Source organism: Aquirufa novilacunae, assembly GCF_045310505.1.
GTDB lineage: Bacteria > Bacteroidota > Bacteroidia > Cytophagales > Spirosomataceae > Aquirufa > Aquirufa novilacunae.
In genome coordinates this window covers 441658-461618 of sequence record NZ_JBEWZG010000001.1, presented here as the reverse complement: position 1 = coordinate 461618, position 19961 = coordinate 441658, and the positions used below count along the sequence as shown (strand labels likewise).

General features: G+C 40.2%; 17 protein-coding genes. 11 read left to right on the top strand and 6 right to left on the bottom strand.

The window, feature by feature from the left end; all coding sequences use genetic code 11:
- Positions 1-13: 13 nt before the first annotated feature.
- A complete protein-coding gene (locus V7S74_RS02090) occupies positions 14-2278 on the bottom strand; it encodes an aconitate hydratase (protein WP_406777116.1) in 2265 nt (754 codons plus the stop codon).
- 170 nt (positions 2279-2448) lie between these two features.
- Here V7S74_RS02090 and V7S74_RS02085 point away from each other — a divergent pair, with 170 nt between their 5' ends.
- From V7S74_RS02085 to V7S74_RS02075, 3 genes are all read left to right on the top strand, one after another.
- Complete coding sequence (locus V7S74_RS02085; protein ID WP_406777115.1) at positions 2449-4740, top strand: DUF5686 family protein; 2292 nt, start codon at positions 2449-2451, stop codon at positions 4738-4740.
- A gap of 96 nt (positions 4741-4836) precedes the next feature.
- Complete coding sequence (topA, locus tag V7S74_RS02080) at positions 4837-7326, top strand: type I DNA topoisomerase (RefSeq protein WP_406777114.1); 2490 nt, start codon at positions 4837-4839, stop codon at positions 7324-7326.
- Positions 7327-7330: 4 nt separating this feature from the next.
- Positions 7331-8221: a bifunctional 5,10-methylenetetrahydrofolate dehydrogenase/5,10-methenyltetrahydrofolate cyclohydrolase gene (locus V7S74_RS02075; protein ID WP_406777113.1), complete on the top strand. Its 891-nt coding sequence runs from the start codon at positions 7331-7333 to the stop codon at positions 8219-8221.
- Here the strand turns inward: V7S74_RS02075 and V7S74_RS02070 are convergent.
- The 5 genes from V7S74_RS02070 to V7S74_RS02050 are packed head-to-tail and all read right to left on the bottom strand — an operon-like array spanning position 8218 to position 12419.
- Positions 8218-9123, bottom strand: a complete 906-nt coding sequence (locus V7S74_RS02070) for a class I SAM-dependent methyltransferase (RefSeq protein WP_406777112.1) — start codon at positions 9121-9123, stop codon at positions 8218-8220. The two genes, V7S74_RS02075 and V7S74_RS02070, sit on opposite strands and share 4 nt — an antisense overlap.
- Before the next feature lie 3 nt (positions 9124-9126).
- The gene (locus V7S74_RS02065) at positions 9127-10731 is read right to left on the bottom strand and encodes a hypothetical protein (protein ID WP_406777111.1); all 1605 of its coding nucleotides are present in this window, start codon (positions 10729-10731) and stop codon (positions 9127-9129) included.
- 2 nt (positions 10732-10733) lie between these two features.
- Positions 10734-11138, bottom strand: a complete 405-nt coding sequence (locus V7S74_RS02060) for an EVE domain-containing protein (protein ID WP_406777110.1) — start codon at positions 11136-11138, stop codon at positions 10734-10736.
- 2 nt (positions 11139-11140) lie between these two features.
- Positions 11141-11965, bottom strand: coding sequence for a 1,4-dihydroxy-2-naphthoyl-CoA synthase (menB, locus tag V7S74_RS02055; protein ID WP_406777109.1), 825 nt, complete (start codon positions 11963-11965; stop codon positions 11141-11143).
- Positions 11966-11969: 4 nt separating this feature from the next.
- Entirely contained in the window at positions 11970-12419 is a 450-nt protein-coding gene (locus V7S74_RS02050; RefSeq protein ID WP_406777108.1) for a DUF2452 domain-containing protein, read from the bottom strand.
- Positions 12420-12503: 84 nt separating this feature from the next.
- Between V7S74_RS02050 and V7S74_RS02045 the strand changes: the two genes are divergently transcribed.
- The 8 genes from V7S74_RS02045 to rplT all read left to right on the top strand — a co-directional run bounded on the left by V7S74_RS02045 (position 12504) and on the right by rplT (position 19916).
- Positions 12504-13520, top strand: a complete 1017-nt coding sequence (locus V7S74_RS02045; protein WP_406777107.1) for an AMP-binding protein — start codon at positions 12504-12506, stop codon at positions 13518-13520.
- Complete coding sequence (locus tag V7S74_RS02040; RefSeq protein WP_406777106.1) at positions 13521-14279, top strand: hypothetical protein; 759 nt, start codon at positions 13521-13523, stop codon at positions 14277-14279.
- A gap of 2 nt (positions 14280-14281) precedes the next feature.
- Positions 14282-15676 (top strand): aldehyde dehydrogenase family protein, encoded by a 1395-nt coding sequence (locus V7S74_RS02035; RefSeq protein ID WP_406777105.1) that lies wholly within the window; start codon positions 14282-14284, stop codon positions 15674-15676.
- Positions 15667-16560, top strand: a complete 894-nt coding sequence (locus V7S74_RS02030; RefSeq protein ID WP_406777104.1) for a tetratricopeptide repeat protein — start codon at positions 15667-15669, stop codon at positions 16558-16560. Before V7S74_RS02035 ends, V7S74_RS02030 begins: the two co-directional genes overlap by 10 nt.
- A gap of 60 nt (positions 16561-16620) precedes the next feature.
- On the top strand, positions 16621-18561 hold the full coding sequence (gene thrS, locus V7S74_RS02025; protein WP_406777103.1) for a threonine--tRNA ligase: 1941 nt from the start codon (positions 16621-16623) through the stop codon (positions 18559-18561).
- Between the two features lie 81 nt (positions 18562-18642).
- Positions 18643-19203, top strand: a complete 561-nt coding sequence (gene infC, locus V7S74_RS02020; protein WP_406777102.1) for a translation initiation factor IF-3 — start codon at positions 18643-18645, stop codon at positions 19201-19203.
- A gap of 89 nt (positions 19204-19292) precedes the next feature.
- Positions 19293-19487 (top strand): 50S ribosomal protein L35, encoded by a 195-nt coding sequence (gene rpmI, locus V7S74_RS02015; protein ID WP_406777101.1) that lies wholly within the window; start codon positions 19293-19295, stop codon positions 19485-19487.
- An 84-nt stretch (positions 19488-19571) separates the two neighbouring features.
- On the top strand, positions 19572-19916 hold the full coding sequence (rplT, locus tag V7S74_RS02010; protein WP_406777100.1) for a 50S ribosomal protein L20: 345 nt from the start codon (positions 19572-19574) through the stop codon (positions 19914-19916).
- Positions 19917-19961: the final 45 nt, after the last annotated feature.

Here is a 19961-nt window from a genome sequence, read left to right as displayed (position 1 = left end):
CCCCTATTTCAAATTATTTTACTGAGGCACGGATGATGTTTAGGGCACCACCTGCTTTGAACCATTCGATTTGTTGTTCATTATACGTATGATTCACAGCAAAACTTTCTGTGCTACCATCTGCATGAACTAATTCAATCGTTAATGATTTTTCTGGAGCAAAGCTTCCTAAACCAACGATGTTGATTGAATCATCCTCTTGGATTTTGTCATAATCAGCTTCGTTAGCGAAAGTCAAGGCTAACATACCTTGCTTCTTCAAGTTGGTTTCGTGGATACGAGCAAAAGACTTCACTAATACCGCGCGAACGCCTAAGTGACGAGGCTCCATGGCTGCGTGCTCACGAGATGAACCTTCACCATAGTTGGTATCTCCTACTACGATCGTTCCGATACCTGCTGCTTTGTAAGCACGCTGCGTAGCTGGAACCGGACCATATTCACCTGTTAATGCGTTCTTCACGTTATCTGTCTTCTCATTAAAGAAGTTTACCGCACCGATTAACATGTTATTAGAGATGTTATCTAAGTGACCACGGAATTTCAACCAAGGACCAGCCATGGATATGTGATCCGTTGTACATTTTCCTTTGGCCTTAATTAACAATTTCAAACCTTTCAAATCAAAACCTTCCCAAGCTGAGAATGGATCTAATAATTGTAAACGATCTGATGTAGGAGAAACTTTCACCTGAACACCTGAACCATCGGCAGCAGGAGCTTGGTAACCAGCATCTTCAGCAGCAAAACCTAATTTAGGCAATTCATCACCTGTAGGTGCATCTAATTTTACTTGCTCTCCTTTATCGTTTGTTAACGTATCCGTTAATGGATTGAAGGTTAAATCACCCGCAATCGCTAAAGCAGTAACCATTTCTGGTGAAGCTACGAATGCGAAAGTATTTGGATTACCATCTGCACGCTTCGCAAAGTTTCTGTTGAAAGAGTGAACAATCGTGTTCTTCTCTCCTTTTTCAGCACCTGGACGAGCCCATTGACCGATACAAGGTCCACAAGCATTCGAGAATACCGTAGCACCAATCGAATCAAACGTAGAGATAAATCCATCACGCTCAATTGTATAACGTACTAATTCAGAACCTGGTGTGATTGTGAATTGTGCTTTTGTTTTTAAACCTTTTGCCGCTACTTGCTTCGCTAAAGATGCAGCACGTGCGATATCTTCATAAGAAGAGTTCGTACAAGAACCAATTAAACCAACTTCTACTTTCGTAGGCCAGCCATTCTTCTCCGCTAATTCCTTCATTTTAGAGATAGGAGTCGCTAAATCTGGTGTGAATGGACCGTTTAAGTGTGGTTCTAATGTATCTAAATCGATTTCGATTACTTGATCGAAGTATTTTTCTGGATTCGCATAAACTTCTGGATCCGCTGTTAAGTGTTCTCTCACTCCGTTGGCTAAAGCAGCTACATCAGCACGACCTGTAGACTCTAAATAACGAGCCATTGAATCATCATATCCAAAAGTAGAGGTAGTTGCACCGATTTCGGCACCCATATTACAAATCGTACCTTTACCTGTACAAGACATTGAAGTAGCACCTTCACCGAAATATTCAACTACGGCGCCTGTTCCACCTTTTACAGTTAAGATACCTGCTACTTTCAAGATTACATCTTTAGGAGATGTCCAACCATTTAATTTACCTGTTAATTTAACACCAATCAACTTAGGGAATTTCAATTCCCAAGCTAGGCCTGCCATTACGTCGCAAGCATCTGCTCCACCTACACCGATAGCGATCATACCTAAACCACCCGCGTTAACCGTGTGTGAGTCAGTTCCGATCATCATTCCGCCAGGGAAAGCATAATTCTCTAAAACTACTTGGTGAATGATACCCGCACCTGGTTTCCAGAAACCGATACCATATTTGTCTGAAACAGACGATAAGAAGTCATAAACCTCTTTATTTTTATCCACTGCTACTTGTAAATCCGTAGTAGAGGCTACTTTTGCTTCAATTAAGTGATCACAATGCACAGTAGAAGGAACTGCCACTTGTGGACGTCCTGCCTGCATGAATTGTAATAAGGCCATTTGAGCTGTTGCATCTTGCATCGCCACACGGTCTGGTGCAAAATCTACATAAGAAGCTCCTCTAGCATACGCAGATGAGGCTGTTCCTTCCCATAAATGGCTATAAAGAATTTTTTCAGTTAATGTAAGCGGTTTACCTGTTAACGCACGAGCCGCAGCAATGCGAGCCGGCATGCGATCATAAACAGCTTTAATCATTTCAATGTCAAAGGCCATGGTAAAAATGTTTGGTAAAAAATGTTCACAAAATTAATAGATTAGCTTCAATTTTGCCACTATTTTATGATAACATTTCCTTTGTTACCGTTTTATTAAGAACTTTGCTTGATTGCTTAACTTAACCTATTTTAAATAGGATTATTTATACATTTTAATCACCCGTTCGCTTGAAGCATTGGAGAATATTCTTCTTGATTTGTTCCCTTTTTCATTTTCTCTCAAATGAAATTCAAGCACAATCTCCCTCATCTATCCTAGATAAAGCCATTCAGCTGGCAGAGGAACATGGACAAGCCATCGGTTCTTTCAAGATTCGGGTTAAGGTGCAGGAGAAGGCTAGATTTACGAAAGTGATTGGAATTGGGAAAAAGCGATTAGCCTTTAAAGAAGGAATACAAGAAGGGCAATGGTATGGTAATCAGACCGTTTCAGAGGTTCAGGTGGGTCATTTAAATCAATTGATTCATGGCATAGAATCTGTTCAAACCTTTCATAAAAAGTATTCGAAGCCTACCCTATTTCTTTGGCCGGACCTGTACCAGGATTATGTAGGAACCTCTTGTGTTTCCCCTTTGAATTATCAGGCTAAGTCTTATTATCAATATAATTTCAAGGGAGATACACTTGTTGATGGAAAATGGTGCGTTCAATTCCAAGTAGAACCTAAAATACGACGAGACCGCCTTTTCAAGGGAATACTAACGCTAGATGGCGAAGGTTGGATCGTTCGCTTTGAAGGTGCGGTTTTTGCTGACGCGATTGATTATCAACTAGATTTACTGAATCAAGCTTTTCAAGGTAAATGGATTCCTAAAAGTGGACACATTCATATGATAGCAGGTTTATTAGGTAGTCAAGGTGAATATGTATGGGATCAAGAGACGGTAGGGAAACCGGAGGAATGGAAAATGGATCCTCGTTTGTTTGTCGAGCCTACAAATGTAAAGGAGACGCTAAACATCTCTGCTGTGGCTTTCGATGAGACATTTGCGAATCAATTTTTAACTAACCTGCACGGATCATTACTTAGAAAGTGGAAGCAGAGACCAACGTCTAATCTAGTGATGATTGATTCGGTATACTACAAAAGCAAACAAGAATCGACGGTTTTGGATCCCTCCTTTTTTGCTGAGGTTCCGGGAATGAAACAGAAAGAGGTCGTGATCGATAGTTTTAAGGTTACTCCTTTTAATCCCTCTCAATTGATTCTGAGTAAATCCTTTTTCTTCGGGGAGTTTAAACGCGATTATTACCCTTTCGAGATCTATTATAAATCTCCTGTATTTGATTCGAACTTTAATACGGTAGAAGGATTTGTAGCGAATTCAGGACTTGTATTTAGGAAGCGATGGTCAAGATACCATATGTTAGAGGCGGAGGTTTTAGGACGTAGAGCTTTTGGGATTAATCGAAATTCAGGTCTATTAAAATTACGGTATAGAGCGGATTCGTATGATTTATTGCTCTCAAATGGAGATTATGTAGCTCAGTATAATCCAGAAAATACCATTTCACCCGAGATGAATTCTTTATCTACTTTGTTGTTAAAGAACAATCAAATGAAGATTTATCGTTCTCAATTCACCACATTGAATTTTACCAAACGATTTTCTGCTCGCTTTTTCCTTAAATCTTTAGTAGAGTATTCTGAACGAAGTCAAATGGATAATACGACGGATTATTATTGGATTAACTTCTTAAATCGGGAGTTTCAGCCTAATAATCCGATCAATGCAGAGTACAAACAAGCGGGTTTTGCTACGCATCAATCCTTTATTACACAGTTGCAACTTGGTTTCAGACCTTTTTTAACCCAAAGTTACCGGGCAAATACACGGCTGTCAGATTGGGGTTCCTCCCCTTTACTCTTAGCGAAGTACCGAGCGGGCTGGAAAGACGTAGGTGGATCTACGACGGATTTTAATCAAATTGAACTCTCTTATTTGCACAATATTGAATTGAATCCTTGGATTAAAATGGGTTTACTGATTAATGCGGGTACTTTTATCGGTAATAAACCAAGCTACTTCATTGATTATAAACACTATAACGGAACATTGAATTTAATTCAAGCGGGCGAAATGCTTGCCTCCCATCGACTAGTAGGTTATTATCAGAATTTTACGAACGGGTCTAACCAGCGCCTAAATGTGAATCATTATGCGAATTCAACAGCCGGAAACTATGTTGAGGCTTTGAGCTTTTTTCAATTCTCTAATTTGTGGTTGAAGCCTTTACTAGGTATGAAAAAACTCTATGTGAAGGAAGTATTGATCGCGAATGCCAATTATGTGCAGAATCAGAATTTGATGTATAATGAACTAGGATATGGTTTAGATGGAGTGTTCAAAATTTTCCGCTTAGAAGCCATTGCTAATTTTATTAATGGACAATTTAGTTACATCGGAATTAGGGTAAATATTAATTCCCGAATTCGGATCGGAAATATCCCAGATTAATTTTTTTTTATCTTTTCGATCATTTTTGCCTCTTTGTTAAAAATAGAGCCCTTATATTTGGGGTCATTTTAAGAATTTCATCTTTTAACCAGCATAATGGCAAAAAATTTAGTCATCGTCGAGTCTCCAGCGAAAGCGAAGACCATAGAAGGGTATTTGGGAAAGGATTTCGTGGTGAAGTCTTCTTTTGGTCACGTACGAGATTTGCCTCTTAAAGGGGATAAAGCGATTGATGTGAATAATGACTTTGCTCCTACTTATGTAGTTTCAGCGGATAAGACCAAAGTTATTTCTGAGTTAAAAAGTTTAGCGAAATCATCTGAGGAAGTTTGGTTAGCAACGGACGACGACCGCGAGGGAGAAGCGATTTCATGGCACTTAAAAGAGGCTTTGGGATTAAAGGATAACGCAAAACGGATTGTTTTTCGTGAAATTACGAAACCTGCTATTTTACAGGCCATTACTCAGCCGCGTACCATCGATATGGATTTAGTGAATGCACAGCAGGCACGCCGTATTATGGATCGTTTGATTGGTTTTGAATTGTCTCCGGTGCTTTGGTCTAAAGTACAGAAAGGCTTATCTGCTGGTCGTGTTCAATCCGTTGCTGTCCGTTTAATTGTAGAACGTGAGCGGGAAATTGAGAATCACGAATCGATTGCTACGTTTAAGGTGGTAGCTCATTTTGATCTTCCAGGTAAGAAAGTGTTAAAGGCAGAATTGTCGAAGGCTTTTGCCAAAGAGAATGATGCTTTAGACTTCCTTAAAAAATGCGTAGGTGCTGCATTTAGCATCAAGAGTTTAGAGACAAAACCTGCGAAAAAGTCCCCTGCTCCCCCCTTTACGACGTCAACTTTACAGCAAGAGGCTTCGCGTAAATTAGGTTTTGCGGTAGCAACGACCATGTCAGTGGCTCAAAAACTATATGAATCTGGTCGTATTACTTATATGCGTACCGATTCGACGATGTTGTCACAAGAAGCGAGAGATAAAGCGAAGGCGGAAATCGAATCAGCATATGGAGCGAAATTCCACCACAGCCGTCAGTTTAAGACAAAATCAGAAAGTGCTCAAGAGGCTCACGAAGCCATCCGTCCGACGGATTTTGCGAATCATAGTATTACCGGTGATGCGCGTGAGAAGCGTTTATACGAATTAATTTGGAAGCGAGCTATTGCGTCTCAAATGGCTGATGCCCTTATTGAGCGCACAACTGCTTTAATCGATATTTCAACGACTCCTGAGTTATTATCGGCTCAAGGTGAAGTGATTGCTTTTGAAGGTTTTTTAAAGGCCTATTTAGAGGGAAGAGATGACGAGGACGAGGATGAGAACAAAGATATGTTACCTCCATTGGCCATTGGTCAGGTACTTGCTTTAGACGAAATGAAAGCGCAAGAGCGTTTCTCTCGGGCAGCTCCGCGTTATACAGAGGCGAGTTTAGTAAAGGCTTTGGAAGAAAAAGGAATCGGTCGTCCTTCGACCTATGCTCCGACCATTTCCACTATAATTAAGCGTGCTTATGTGGTAAAAGAAGATCGTCCAGGTAGAGAACGCGAGTTTCAAACATGGGTGCTCTCGAATAATGAGATTTCAGGCACAAAAGCGACAGAAACGGTAGGTACAGAGAAAGCAAAGCTCTTCCCTACGCACATTGGTACCTTAGTGACAGATTTCTTAGTTGAGAATTTTGAGAATGTAGTCGATTATACCTTTACCGCAGAGATGGAGGATGAATTTGATAACATCGCCAAAGGTAAATTAGAGTGGACAACCTTGATGAAGAACTTTTATAAGTCGTTTCATCAGACGATTGAGGATTCTAAATCGATTAACCGCAGCACCGTAGGTGGTGGTCGTGAATTAGGAGTAGATCCGAAGACCGGACGTTTAGTTTCTGTGCGTCTCGGTAAATTTGGTCCATTTGTACAGTTAGGGGAATCTTCGGAAGAGGAGAAACCCGTTTTTGCTAACCTGACTAAGACGCAGGCGGTTAGTACGTTGACTTTTGAAGAGGCTTTGGCCCTTTTAGAACGCCCTAAATTACCGCGTGAATTAGGTATCCATAATGATATGCCGGTGATTATCGGAGCGGGTAAATTAGGCCCTTATATCAAATATGACGGCAAGTTTACTAGCCTTCCAGATACACATGACCCATTCACGATTGAGATGGATCAAGCCATAGCTGTGATTGCTCAAGCCTTGAAAGATGCCGAAGCAGGTGGTCTAGGTTATTTCGAAGATTCATTGATTGAGACGGGTAAAGGACGTTTTGGTCCTTATGTGAAGCACAATGGAAAGTATTATTCTCTTGCTAAAACGGATAATTTAGCGACGATTGATCAAGCCCGTGCTATCGAATTAATCGAGGCGAAGCGTAAAGTAGAAGCGAATAAATTTATTAAAGAATTCGCCGAAAACGAGTCAGTAAAAGTCGTTAACGGCATGTATGGTCCATATATTCAAATTGGAAAACGGAATGTGAAGATTCCAAAAGGAACGGAACCAGCAGATTTAACTTTAGAGGACTGCTTAGCTTTAGGCGATGCGGCTCCTGCCCCTAAGAAAGCACGTAAAAAATAAGTATATGAGTCAGATTATTGATGGCAAGATGGTGGCCGAAACGATGAAAATCGCCATCGGTGAAGAAGTAAAACAGATGATAGCTGCTGGACAAAAAGTCCCGCATTTAGTGGCTATTCTAGTCGGTAATAATGGTGCTTCAGAGACGTATGTAGCGAATAAAGTGAAGTCCTGTGAGGAATTAGGTTTTGCTTCTACCCTGTTGCGTTTTGACCCGTCTATATCTGAGGCTGATTTATTAGCTGAGGTTCAAAAGGTGAACGATAATCCTGATATGGATGGTTTAATCGTTCAATTGCCCCTTCCTGCGCACATTAATCCGGACAAAGTGATGGAGACGATTCATCCTTCGAAAGATGTGGATGGTTTCCACCCGATCAACATTGGTCGTATGGCGAAAGGTTTACCGGCTTATATTTCAGCTACACCTCAAGGGGTATTGGATTTATTAGCCTACTATAAAATCGAAACTGCCGGAAAGCATTGTGTGGTCGTAGGTCGTTCCCAAATCGTGGGTTTACCGATGTCCATCTTAATGCAACGTAATCACCCGGTGGGTAATTGCACCGTGACATTAACTCACTCGAGAACACCTAATTTAGAAGAGATTTGTGCTCAAGGAGATATCGTAGTCGCAGCCCTAGGAAAACCAGAGTTTATCAAAGCAGCACACATTAAACCGGGTGCTGTCGTTATCGACGTGGGTTTAACACGCGTGGAAGACGCAACTAAGAAGTCAGGATTTGCCTTAAAAGGCGATGTGGACTTTAACGATGTGGCTCCTAAATGTTCTTATATCACACCAGTTCCTAAAGGCGTAGGTCCTATGACCATCGTTTCTTTAATGAAAAATACGCTCTTAGCTGCTAAGGGTGTGATTTATCCGAAAAATTAAGACTGATATAGATAGCGATAAAAGACTCCTAATGGGAGTTTTTTATCGTATTCATCATTCAAATAGATTTCTCCCGATTCTGCCATTTCTGGCACATTAAAAATCCCCTTCATTAAGTTTTCGACCACCAGCGTAGAGAATCCCAGCGAGTACACATTCGTTAACAAAATATGTTCTTTCGGATCTAGAATCTCTTTTACGGAACGTAACATGTCGTCAATCTGCTCCTCTAAGACCCATTTTTCGCCTTCTGGACCACGTCCATAGGCAGGAGGATCCAATAGAATACCTTGGTAAAAATTGCCACGTCTAGCTTCGCGTTTCACAAACTTCAAAGCATCTTCTGCCATCCAACGGATATTGTCTAGTTTAGAAACTTCCATATTTTCTCTCGCCCAGGATAAAACGGGTTTCACAGAGTCCACGTGCGTCACATCTGCTCCTACTTGTTTGCAGGCTAAGCTGGCTCCGCCCGTGTAGGCGAATAGGTTCAGAATTTTGGGTTTGGGTGTTTTTAACAAGGGTATGTTTTTCGCCAAAAACTCCCAATTAGATGCTTGCTCAGGGAAAATACCTACGTGCTTGAAAGATGACAAGGATATTTTAAAGTTCAGATCTAAAGCTTCTGATTTATAGGGCATAAACCATTTATCGGGCACCCCTTTCTTTACTTCCCAAACTCCACGCTCAGAACTACCTTTTTCTTTCTTGAAATAAGCGTTTGCTTTAGAAGCCCAAAATTCCTCTGACAAGGTTTTCTGCCATACCGCTTGAGGTTCTGGACGACGCACAACAAATGCGCCAAACTGCTCGAGTTTTTCAAATCCACCAGAATCGATTAATTCATAATTTTTACCCCAGAATTCGGGTGTCTCAATGGCAATGGAAGCTAAATTTTTCAAATGCTAGGGGTTCAATGGAATTTTAGTCAGGAAATACACGGAGCGTCTTCCTTCCTCTGAATTATTAATGGTCTGATTTCCAGACGCTAAGAAATGGTTGCTAAACCAATAGTTTAAATCTGACTTTTCTTGACGGCGAATCCGATCTCCTTCATTGTCGGTGCTCAACTCTTGGACTTTTTCGTCTCCAGATTGACCTTCCGCTGTGATATATTTAGAAATGATGCTGTTGCCTCTTTGGTAGGATAAGGTTAATACATCGCCCTGAAGGGAGGTTTTAATCTTCTGGATTAATTTATCCTCTTTTATGTTATTCAAATCAATCGAGTGATCCCACACTAAATTTCCTTTTTCATCTAACTCCGCGATTACCGCATGCGTGTAAATCCAACCATCGAACTGCTGAGAGTTACTAAAGGAATTAAAACCTCGATACCCCCAGGGGCTGTAGTAACTAGAGAATGGAGAGTATAGGCCATAATTCCCATAGCCCCATCGGTAGGGATTGTACAGCATATTCCAAGGCGAATAAAGACCTCCGGCTAACAAACCCATGGTACCCCCAAATGGAGAATTATTTATGTACTTATAATCTGGATAGAAGGCTTCAGCAACTACGATGTAATGATCCCCTTTCTTCCTGATTTCATGCATTAACAGGCGATAATCCAAACGCAGTTCCTCGCCTTTTTCTTCTTTGCTTTTGATCTTTTTTTCTTGCTTCGATTTCTGTTTTTCGCCTAAAAAATTAAAAAAGTTGTCGAATTGAGTGAAGCTATGGAATTTTGAATCCTGTAATTCTCCATCTAAATAAGAGCTGAAGTACAATCCTTGTGAGCTAGGACCTTTGGATGAACCGATCGTATTTTTATGTCCATAGGTTCCCACAACCACTTGTAAAGAATCGTTTAATTGAGTGGATTTTGCATTCATTTGAGCGTATTGCTCTGTGGGATTCATACTGATTTGCCCTAATTGATTTCCATCCTCATCAAATGATTTAAGTAGCAATTGGTAGTTTTTTGCCTTCTTTCCTACCGAATAAACGACGTTTATCTGTTGATGAATCGTGTCTAAATCCATCGATTGGATTTCAGCTTGACCATTCACCACGGCTGGCAGGATACGGGTTCTTTTTTCGGATAAATTCGTGAATAAAATAACGGGTGTGTTATTTACGACTCCGCCGATGAATAGTGATTGGTTAAGCGCTTTAAAATTTGAAATCTCCATTTTCTCCACCGAGAAGATTTGGAACTTTTCAATTTTCCCGTCTTGTGGATTCACCCGAACAATGTAATAATTATTGCTTTTAAAGCGGCTAAATAAGAGATGTAATCGACTGCCATCGTAGCAATGCGTCACATAATCTAAATTACCTTCTACAGATCCTTTGTTTGACCAAACCTGGTCTAAATTCGTATTGAATTTTCGAAGAAGGAATTCTGTTTTACCCACATGGGTTAATACGATGACTCCCTTTTCGCCGAGTGGTATCGAAAAAGATTCTAATTGCCCTGATTGTTGAATTTCAATTCGCTTCGTTTCTTGAGCGAAAGAAGTTAATGTACACATGGCAAATAGAATGACTAGGCGGATCGATTTCATATTTATTCTGCTAGGCTTAAAATAATATCGAATTCTGCTTTTGCAACGGGCGTAACGGACAAACGGGATTGTTTGATCAAGGCTAAACTCGATAAACGATCGTCTGCCTTCATCGCTTTTAAAGTCACCGTTTTTGCGAATTTCTTCACAGGAATCAGTTCCACCACCACCCAACGCGGATCCTCCGTCGTCGGATCGGGATAGTGTTCTTTGCTTACTTCGGCAAGGCCTATAACCTCCATCCCTTCATTTGAATGGTAAAAAAAGACCCAATCGCCTTTTTTCATCGCCATCATATTATTCCGAGCTTGGTAATTTCGTACCCCATCCCAAACAGATTTCCCCTCTTTAACGAAATCATCCCAAGAATATTTGAATGGTTCTGATTTTACTAACCAATAATTCATGATTATGGGAATTTAGGGAATTTAGAGAAGTCAGGTTTACGTTTCTCCAGGAAGGCATTTTTTCCTTCTTTGGCCTCATCTGATAAATAATACAGAAGCGTTGCGTTTCCTGCAAGCTCTTGAATACCAGCTTGTCCGTCTAATTCTGCATTAAAGGCAGATTTTAACATGCGCAAGGCTAATGGGCTCTTTTCTAAAATCTTTTCACACCATGCCACTGTGGTTTTCTCCAATTCTTCTAAAGGAACGACTTTGTTCACCAATCCCATCTGAAGCGCATCGGCAGCGTCATATTTATCACACAGGAACCAAATTTCTCTGGCTTTCTTTTGACCTACCACGCGGGCTAAATAAGAAGCACCGAATCCACCATCGAATGAACCCACATTAGGTCCAGTTTGCCCGAAACGTGCATTTTCAGCAGCAATAGATAAATCACAGATGACATGCAAAACGTGTCCACCACCAATAGCCCATCCAGCTACCATGGCAATAACAGGTTTAGGAATCGTTCTGATTTGCCGTTGTAAATCCAATACGTTTAAACGAGGCACAGTGTCTTTTCCCACGTAACCACCATCTCCACGTACGCTTTGATCTCCTCCAGAACAGAACGCTTTTCCACCTTCACCGGTTAAAATAATAACACCAATTCGGGTGTCTTGGCGTGCTAATTCCATCGCCTCTGACATCTCCTGCACGGTTAATGGTGTGAAGGCATTGTGTTTATGAGGTCTATTAATGGAGATTTTTGCAATCCCATTATAATATTGAAAAAGGATATCCTCGTAGGTCTTGATGGTTTCCCAAGGGAAAGATGAAATCATATGTTTAATCGTTTTTATCGTTGTATTCAACCTCCCAAGTATGGTCGGCTAATAATTTTACTTTGGCTAAATAACGGCTATATTTAAAGGAACGGCCCCATTCTTCTGGTGCCACTAAGGACATCAAGTCAGAACCATCTTCTTTTTCGTATAAATAATAAGTCTCGCTGATGATAGGTTCGAATCCCATGGCTGCGTCATAAATACGCTCGGAAATTTCTTTTCTGTCTGCTAATAATTTAGCCTGACGAGCTAGAACCTCCATTTGTTCGTATAATTGGTTCATTTGTCGATCAGTCTGCTGGCGCATGGCTAAAACAGAACGTCCTTTTACTTTACCCATATCATCGGGTTTGATGACAGCTCCTCCAGCCGTATGGGCGTACGGTAAAAGGCCGGGATTTTCGGCTACTTTGTCTGGATTAATGGGATTTAAGAAAGGGTCTTGAGACATAATGGGTTGGGCTTAACGATTACCCTTTATTAACTTACGAAATTAGATAATGTTTGGTTAATTTTGGAAAGAATCTGTGATTATATGCGCATCCTGTCCTCTCTTTTATCAGAATTACCTCCAGCTGAATCGGAATTCGAACAACTCGTGTTCGATTTTTGTCAGTTATGGCGTTCAGGGACGAAATCGTTCTTATTTCATTCATCAGGTTCAACCGGAGATCCGAAACCGATTCACCTTTCACGAGTGCAGCTCTATTCCTCTGCAATAATGACCGGTGAATGGCTTCATCTGGAAAAAGGTGATGTCGCATTATTATCCCTTTCTCCCTCTTACATAGCGGGTGCGATGGTTTTAGTTCGTGCATTGGTACATGATTTATCGCTTATTTTAGTGGAGCCCTGCCAAAACCCGCTTCTTCAAATTCCTCCCACTCCGATTCATCTCGCTTCTTTTGTGCCTACCCAATGGTCGACAATTCTAGATTCTGATGTAGACTTGAATTTGTATTTTATGGAGGCCAAAGGTATTTTATTAGGAGGCGCGTCCGTTCCAGATTCTCTAAGAAGGGATTTTGGGTTTCCAGTATATGAAACCTATGGAATGACCGAAACCGTTTCACATATCGCGTATAGAACTTGGAATCAACCTGAATTTAAAATCTTACCAGGAGTTCAAATCGCACAGAACGAGGAGAATTGCCTTCTAATTTGTGCGCCGATGACGGAGAACAGGTGGATTGAAACGCGTGATGTGGTGGAAATTATAGAACCAGGGCGATTTAAATTAAGAGGACGTTTAGATCTAATCATTAATTCAGGTGGAGTAAAGATTCAGCCGGAGAGAATAGAAGAAGTATATCGATCTATAATTAACGCTCCCCTATTTGTTGCCGGGATTCCAGATGAGTTTTGGGGCCAAAAGGTGGTCTTGTTTATCGAAGCATCTCAAATGCCTCTTTATAATGAGGAAACGGTTCAAGAACTCTTGAATTCTTACGAAGTCCCCAAACAGGTGGTTTGTCTCCCCTCTTTTATAAAAACCCCGAGTGCTAAAATTGATACGTTGAAAACCGTAGCTTTGTATCTTAATTCCATTTAAATGAATCCGAATAAATTATCTCGCAGCTTTAAACTGTTTTACGAGTCGCCTATCAATGTGCCTGCTCCTTATCATTTAGAGGCTGTTTTTACCTTTTTTCAATTTGATACATCTAGCCCAGGTGTTGAGATTGAAATACAGTACATCGATCGTTCGGATTTTTCTCGAGAAGAATTAATTGCAGACGGTTTAGTGCCAGATGATCAATGGACATACAAAGGTGAATTGCCCTTAGTTTGGCGTGATCGATTATTGCCACAGTTTCAAGAGTATGTGACAGGATCTTGTTCTCCAAAGGACCAAGAGCCCTTTATAACCCTCGAAGCAAATGATACGACGCCTAATGTACCCTTGTATTTAGAGCCACAGGAGACCTTGATTCAGGAGTTTATGCAGGCTATGTTTGAAATTGATGGGCGTGAATTACCACTTTATCTTGGATTTCAATTCAAAGATCGGGCTGGAAATTGGCGCAAGATTGAGGGAGAAATGTCATTCGCTTCCTTGAGTTTTTCGTATCTTGATAGTGAAGAAGGGCAAAAGTCGTTTTCAAATTGGGATGAATTACAGGAATTAATGAATCACGTATTTATTGCCGAATTTCAGGCGGACAAGGCCAATCAAAACTGTAAATCAGCTAGTTTAGCGGTTTACCCAGGAGATGGTTTGTGGTATGTGGCGGGTCATTCCTTGCGCAAGCCGAGTGGAAACAATTATTATTTTGACGAGTTAGAGGAAAAATTACAATTCATTTTTTAACTATGGAAGATCAAATTTTAGAAGTCCTTGCCTTACAAAAGACTGCTTTATTACGTCTGAGCACCTCTAGTGCAGAAGAGCGAATTTCTAAGTTGCATAAAATTGAATCGTATTTGCTGCAGCACAAGGAAGAATTGTGTGATGTGATGTACCAAGATTTTAAAAAACCAGCCTCAGAAGTGGTTATTGCTGAGATGCTAGGTGTTAAGCGAGAAATCAATCACACGATCAAGCATTTGAAGTCATGGATGAAACCGAAATCTGTTTCTACCCCTTTGATGCTTTTAGGTACAAAAGGTCTCGTTCAATATGAAGCAAAAGGACTTTGTTTGATTATTTCACCCTGGAATTATCCATTCAATTTATCTATTTGCCCTTTAGTGCATGCGATTGCGGCAGGTAATGCGGTGATTTTAAAACCTTCAGAATTAAGTCCAAACACGTCAGGCTTTATTAAAAAGATGATTTTATCGCTTTTTGATAAAAGTGAAGTGGCTGTTTTTGAGGGTGATGCAACTGTTTCTACGTTTCTTCTGGAACAAAAATTTGATCATATCTTCTTTACCGGAAGCCCGGCTATCGGAAAAGTCGTTATGGCAGCGGCAGCGAAACATTTAACCTCAGTTACCTTGGAATTAGGGGGTAAATCTCCGGCCATTGTCGGTCCAGACGTGAATGTCGAGGAAGCGGCGGCTAAGATTGCTTGGGGTAAGTTTTTGAATAATGGCCAAACTTGTATCGCACCCGACTATTTATATGTGCACGAAAAGAATTATTATTCTTTCTTACAGGCTTTAGAAGCTACAGTGGATATTTTCTATGGGGCGAATGTCGCGAAAAGTAAGGATTATGCGCGTATTGTCAACAGACCCCATTTTGATCGCATCGCCTCGCTTTTAGAAGATGCGAAAGAAAAGGGCGCTCAAGTGTTATTTGGTGGTATTACCGATGCAGATGACTGCTTTATTTCCCCTACCGTGTTGACTAATTGCACTCCGGATATGCGCATTTTGCAAGAGGAGATATTTGGCCCTATCCTACCTATTATGTCTTTCAAAGATGAATTTCAAGTAACGGCTGACATTCGTTCTGGGGATAAGCCACTCGCTCTATATGTCTTTTCAACGAATACCGAATTCAATCAATATATCTTGAATAATACAAGTTCAGGCACGTCCGTAGTGAATGATTGTTTGATTCAATTTGGTCATAATGAGTTACCATTTGGCGGTGTTAATCACTCAGGGATAGGTAAGTCAGGTGGACACTATGGTTTTGTGGAGTTCTCTAACCAAAAATCGGTAGTGATTCAGCGCACGAATTTGTTAAAGAATTTCTACCCACCCTATGGGGTTAAAGTCCGTTGGATGATTGATTTTGTATTGAAATGGTTATAAGGTTTCTGTTACTTTTAGGTAGTTTATTTTTATCCGCTTGCAGTACTTCTCCCGACTCTAAAGGAGAGAACATTCCAGATAAAGCGGCGATTCAAAGTGGCCAAAATCCCTTAAAAAACGTTCAGTTTTTATCACAACAGATTGAAGATCAGCCGAGTGCTAATTTGTATTTTCTGCGGGCTAAAAATTACCTACTTTTGCATGCTTACGGTTTAGCGGATCAAGATCTGGAAAAAGCCTTGCGAGATAATCCCGGAGAGCCCGCTTATTTAGATTTATCTGCCCAAATAAAGCAGAAAGTGGAGGATTATGCTACCTCCATCGATCGCGCAAAATTAACAGAGGCATCTGAGTTGAATTCCATTCGGAATAGCCTTTTATTAGCTCAGAACTACTTTATTACGAATCAGAATAGCTTAGGTCGTTCTTATTTAAAGAAAGTGGAAAGTTCCCTTTTATCCGAAAAAGAGCGTCCTATTTTAAAGGCGGTTAAGGATTTTGCTGTATCTGATTCATCTCGCTTGTATGCACTCATGAATGGAAAGCCGTCGGATGAATCTCCTTTAGTCTACGTGTATTACGAGCAAGGCTTATCGTCCATTCCTGCCTTAAAATTCCAAAAAGAAATCCTCCAAAGCTGGAAGAAATACCCAATGGATCCGTATTTTATGCGCTTTTGGGCTCGTTTTTTAGTTAAAATGAAGAAATATGAACAAGCTGCTTTAGTGTACAAGCAAGTGTTGAAGATCTATCCGAAAACCAAGTCTTTAAAGGCGGAGCTTGTTTACTTTGATTTAGCTAAGCAAGGATTGTTACCCACTAAACGTAAAGAATCCCTTTCTGACTCTTTGGTCAACCCTATTGATTCTATTTCCCAAAATTAATCAGGTGCTCAATTCAATACATTGCGCCTTAATTTGTACCTTTGCACAAATTTTTTTAGAATGATAAAAATTACCTTTCCCGACGGTCAAGTCCGAGAATTTGAAAAAGGAATCACTCCTTATCAGGTTGCATTACAAATTTCAGAAGGTTTAGCACGTAATGTGTTAGCGGCTAATTTAAATGGTGAAGTAGTGGATTCTTCTACTCCTATTGATGCAGATGCCTCATTGCAATTACTTACTTGGAATGATACGGAGGGTAAGAAGACTTTTTGGCATTCATCAGCCCATTTACTTGCTGAAGCCATAGAAGCTTTATATCCAGGAACTAAATTTGGTATCGGTCCAGCCATTGAGCAAGGCTTTTATTACGATATTGACTTAGGAGATCATGAGTTCGGTTCAGATCAATTCAAGGCTATTGAGGATAAAATGCTCGAATTAGCTCGGGAAAAGAACGAATACGTTCGTACTTCAGTTTCGAAAGCAGATGCGATCTCCTATTTCAAAGAAAAAGGCGATGAATATAAATTAGAACTAATCGACGGTCTAGAGGATGGTTCGATTACCTTTTATAATCAAGGAAACTTTACAGATTTATGCCGCGGACCTCATATTCCTAATACGGGTTTTATCAAGTCTGTTAAGTTGATGTCTGTCGCTGGAGCCTATTGGCGCGGTGACGAGAAGCGCAAGCAGTTAACGCGTATTTATGCGATTACCTTCCCTAAGGCCAAAGAATTAGAAGAGTATTTGACTTTATTAGAAGAGGCGAAGCGCCGTGACCACCGGAAGTTAGGTAAGGAAATGGAATTATTTGCCTTCTCTGAAAAAGTGGGTTTAGGATTACCTCTGTGGTTACCTAAAGGTACTTTATTGCGTGAACGATTGGAGAATTTCTTGCGTCGTGCTCAAGTCCGTGCTGGCTATTCCCCTGTTATTACTCCGCACATTGGAAGCAAGCAATTATATGTGACTTCTGGTCACTATGAGAAATATGGAAAGGATTCTTTTCAACCAATTCATACACCTGATGAGAATGAAGAATTTTTATTAAAGCCGATGAATTGTCCTCACCACTGTGAGATTTACAAGACGAAACCTCGCTCCTACAAGGATTTACCTTTGCGTTTGGCAGAATTCGGTACGGTTTATCGTTACGAGCAAAGTGGTGAATTACATGGATTAACTCGTGTGAGAGGATTTACGCAAGATGATGCACATATTTTCTGTCGTCCGGATCAAGTGGAAGAAGAGTTTATGAAGGTAATTGACTTGGTATTATATGTCTTCAAGGCTTTAGGTTTTGATTCGTATTCTGCTCAAGTATCCTTACGAGACAAAGAAAATAGAGAAAAGTATATCGGTAATGATGAAGATTGGGATCGTGCCGAATCTGCAATTATTCGTTCTGCTGAAGCAAAAGGTTTACCTACTGTCGTGGAATATGGCGAGGCAGCTTTTTATGGTCCTAAACTAGATTTTATGGTGAAGGATGCCTTGGGTCGTAAGTGGCAGTTAGGAACGATTCAAGTGGATTACCAATTACCGCAACGATTTGAATTGGAATATACGGGTGCTGATAATTCAAAGCACCGTCCTGTGATGATTCACCGGGCTCCTTTTGGTTCCTTAGAACGTTTTGTGGCTATTTTGATCGAAAATACAGCGGGTAACTTCCCTTTATGGTTATCTCCTGATCAAATTGCGGTGCTTCCTATTTCTGAGAAATACGAGGATTATGCGAATGAATTGTATTTACGTCTACAGGAAAAGGATTTACGTGGTTACGTCGATCACCGGAATGAAAAGATGGGACGTAAGATCAGAGATGCAGAAATCGCGAAAGTGCCTTTCATGATTGTGGTAGGTGAAAAAGAGCAAGCGGAAGGTATCGTTTCCGTTCGTAAGAAAGGCGATGGAGATGTAGGATCGATGACTTTGGATGCTTTCATCGCTATGGCGCAGGAAGAAATCCAGTCTTTAACCTATGAAAAATAAGTGCTAATGCGTGATTTGCTTGCAATTGCGTTAATTTTGATTTAGCTTTCGATTTAATATATATTAAACCCATTTTATTTTATGGCTTTACGCCCGAATAACAATTACAGAGGAAATAAAAGAGAAGAAGAACCTTATCGTATCAATCAATTGATTCGTGGTGTCGAAGAAGTTCGATTAGTAGGTGAGAATATTGAGGTGGGTGTTTATCCCTTCGCGAAAGCGCTAGAATTAGCGACAGCGCAGAGTTTAGATTTAGTGGAGATTTCTCCTAAAGCGGTACCTCCTGTTTGTAAGATCATTGATTATGCTAAATTCAAGTATGATCAAAAGAAAAAGCAAAAGGAAATCAAGGCTAATGCTACCAAAACAGTGATCAAAGAAATTCGTTTCGGTCCTAACACGGATGAACACGATTTTAATTTCAAATTAAAGCACGCGGTTAATTTCTTGAAAGAAGGTGCAAAAGTGAAAGCTTATGTACACTTTGTGGGTAGAACGATCGTGTTTAAAGAGCGTGGTGAAATGTTATTATTGAACTTCGCTAAAGGTTTAGAGGACGTAGGTAAGCCAGACGATATGCCTAAATTAGAAGGTAAGCGTATGAGCATCATCTTCTCCCCTAAAGCAATCAAGAAATAATTTTCAAACGGATGCTGGAATTATAGGGTATTTTTCATTACTTTTGCATTCCAAATTTCAAAATTTAATTTTTACATAATTATCAAACAATGCCAAAAATTAAAACTAACTCTGGAGCGAAAAAACGTTTCAAAGTAACGGGAACTGGTAAGATTAAGCGTAAACATGCTTTTCACAGCCATATCCTAACTAAAAAAACAACTAAGCAAAAGCGTAATTTAGTTCACGCAACCTTAGTTCACCCATCTGATATGGACCGCGTTAATTTAATGCTAGGTCTTTAATTAGAATTTAAGTTATTGTTAAACCAGAAAGAAGGCCTAAAAAAGTAATCAACAGATTCGCCTCATTTCAAAAAACAAAAAATTATGCCAAGAAGTGTCAATCACGTAGCCTCAAGAGCTAGAAGAAAGAAAATCCTTAAGTTAGCCAAAGGATTCTACGGTCGCGGAAAAAATGTCTGGACAGTAGCAAAAAACAAAGTAGAGAAAGGTTTGCAATATGCATACCGTGACCGTAAAGTTAAGAAAAGAGATTTTCGTGGTTTATGGATACAACGTATCAATGCAGCCGCTCGTATCGAAGGTCTTTCTTACTCAGCATTCATGGGTAAATTCAATAAATCTGGAATGACTTTAAATCGTAAAGTTTTAGCTGACTTAGCGATGAATCACCCAGAAGCTTTCAAAGCAGTTGTGAAGAACTTGAAGTAATTCCTGTTCCTACATAAAGAGAGCCTCGAATTTTTCGAGGCTTTT

Coding starts and splice junctions, on each gene's coding strand:
- V7S74_RS02090 (WP_406777116.1), bottom strand. CDS start 2,278: ATGGCCTTTGACATTGAAATGATTAAAGCTGTTTATGATCGCATGCCG.
- topA (WP_406777114.1), top strand. CDS start 4,837: ATGGCAAAAAATTTAGTCATCGTCGAGTCTCCAGCGAAAGCGAAGACC.
- V7S74_RS02075 (WP_406777113.1), top strand. CDS start 7,331: ATGAGTCAGATTATTGATGGCAAGATGGTGGCCGAAACGATGAAAATC.
- V7S74_RS02065 (WP_406777111.1), bottom strand. CDS start 10,731: ATGAAATCGATCCGCCTAGTCATTCTATTTGCCATGTGTACATTAACT.
- V7S74_RS02060 (WP_406777110.1), bottom strand. CDS start 11,138: ATGAATTATTGGTTAGTAAAATCAGAACCATTCAAATATTCTTGGGAT.
- menB (WP_406777109.1), bottom strand. CDS start 11,965: ATGATTTCATCTTTCCCTTGGGAAACCATCAAGACCTACGAGGATATC.
- V7S74_RS02050 (WP_406777108.1), bottom strand. CDS start 12,419: ATGTCTCAAGACCCTTTCTTAAATCCCATTAATCCAGACAAAGTAGCC.
- V7S74_RS02045 (WP_406777107.1), top strand. CDS start 12,504: ATGCGCATCCTGTCCTCTCTTTTATCAGAATTACCTCCAGCTGAATCG.
- V7S74_RS02040 (WP_406777106.1), top strand. CDS start 13,521: ATGAATCCGAATAAATTATCTCGCAGCTTTAAACTGTTTTACGAGTCG.
- V7S74_RS02035 (WP_406777105.1), top strand. CDS start 14,282: ATGGAAGATCAAATTTTAGAAGTCCTTGCCTTACAAAAGACTGCTTTA.
- V7S74_RS02030 (WP_406777104.1), top strand. CDS start 15,667: ATGGTTATAAGGTTTCTGTTACTTTTAGGTAGTTTATTTTTATCCGCT.
- thrS (WP_406777103.1), top strand. CDS start 16,621: ATGATAAAAATTACCTTTCCCGACGGTCAAGTCCGAGAATTTGAAAAA.
- infC (WP_406777102.1), top strand. CDS start 18,643: ATGGCTTTACGCCCGAATAACAATTACAGAGGAAATAAAAGAGAAGAA.
- rpmI (WP_406777101.1), top strand. CDS start 19,293: ATGCCAAAAATTAAAACTAACTCTGGAGCGAAAAAACGTTTCAAAGTA.
- rplT (WP_406777100.1), top strand. CDS start 19,572: ATGCCAAGAAGTGTCAATCACGTAGCCTCAAGAGCTAGAAGAAAGAAA.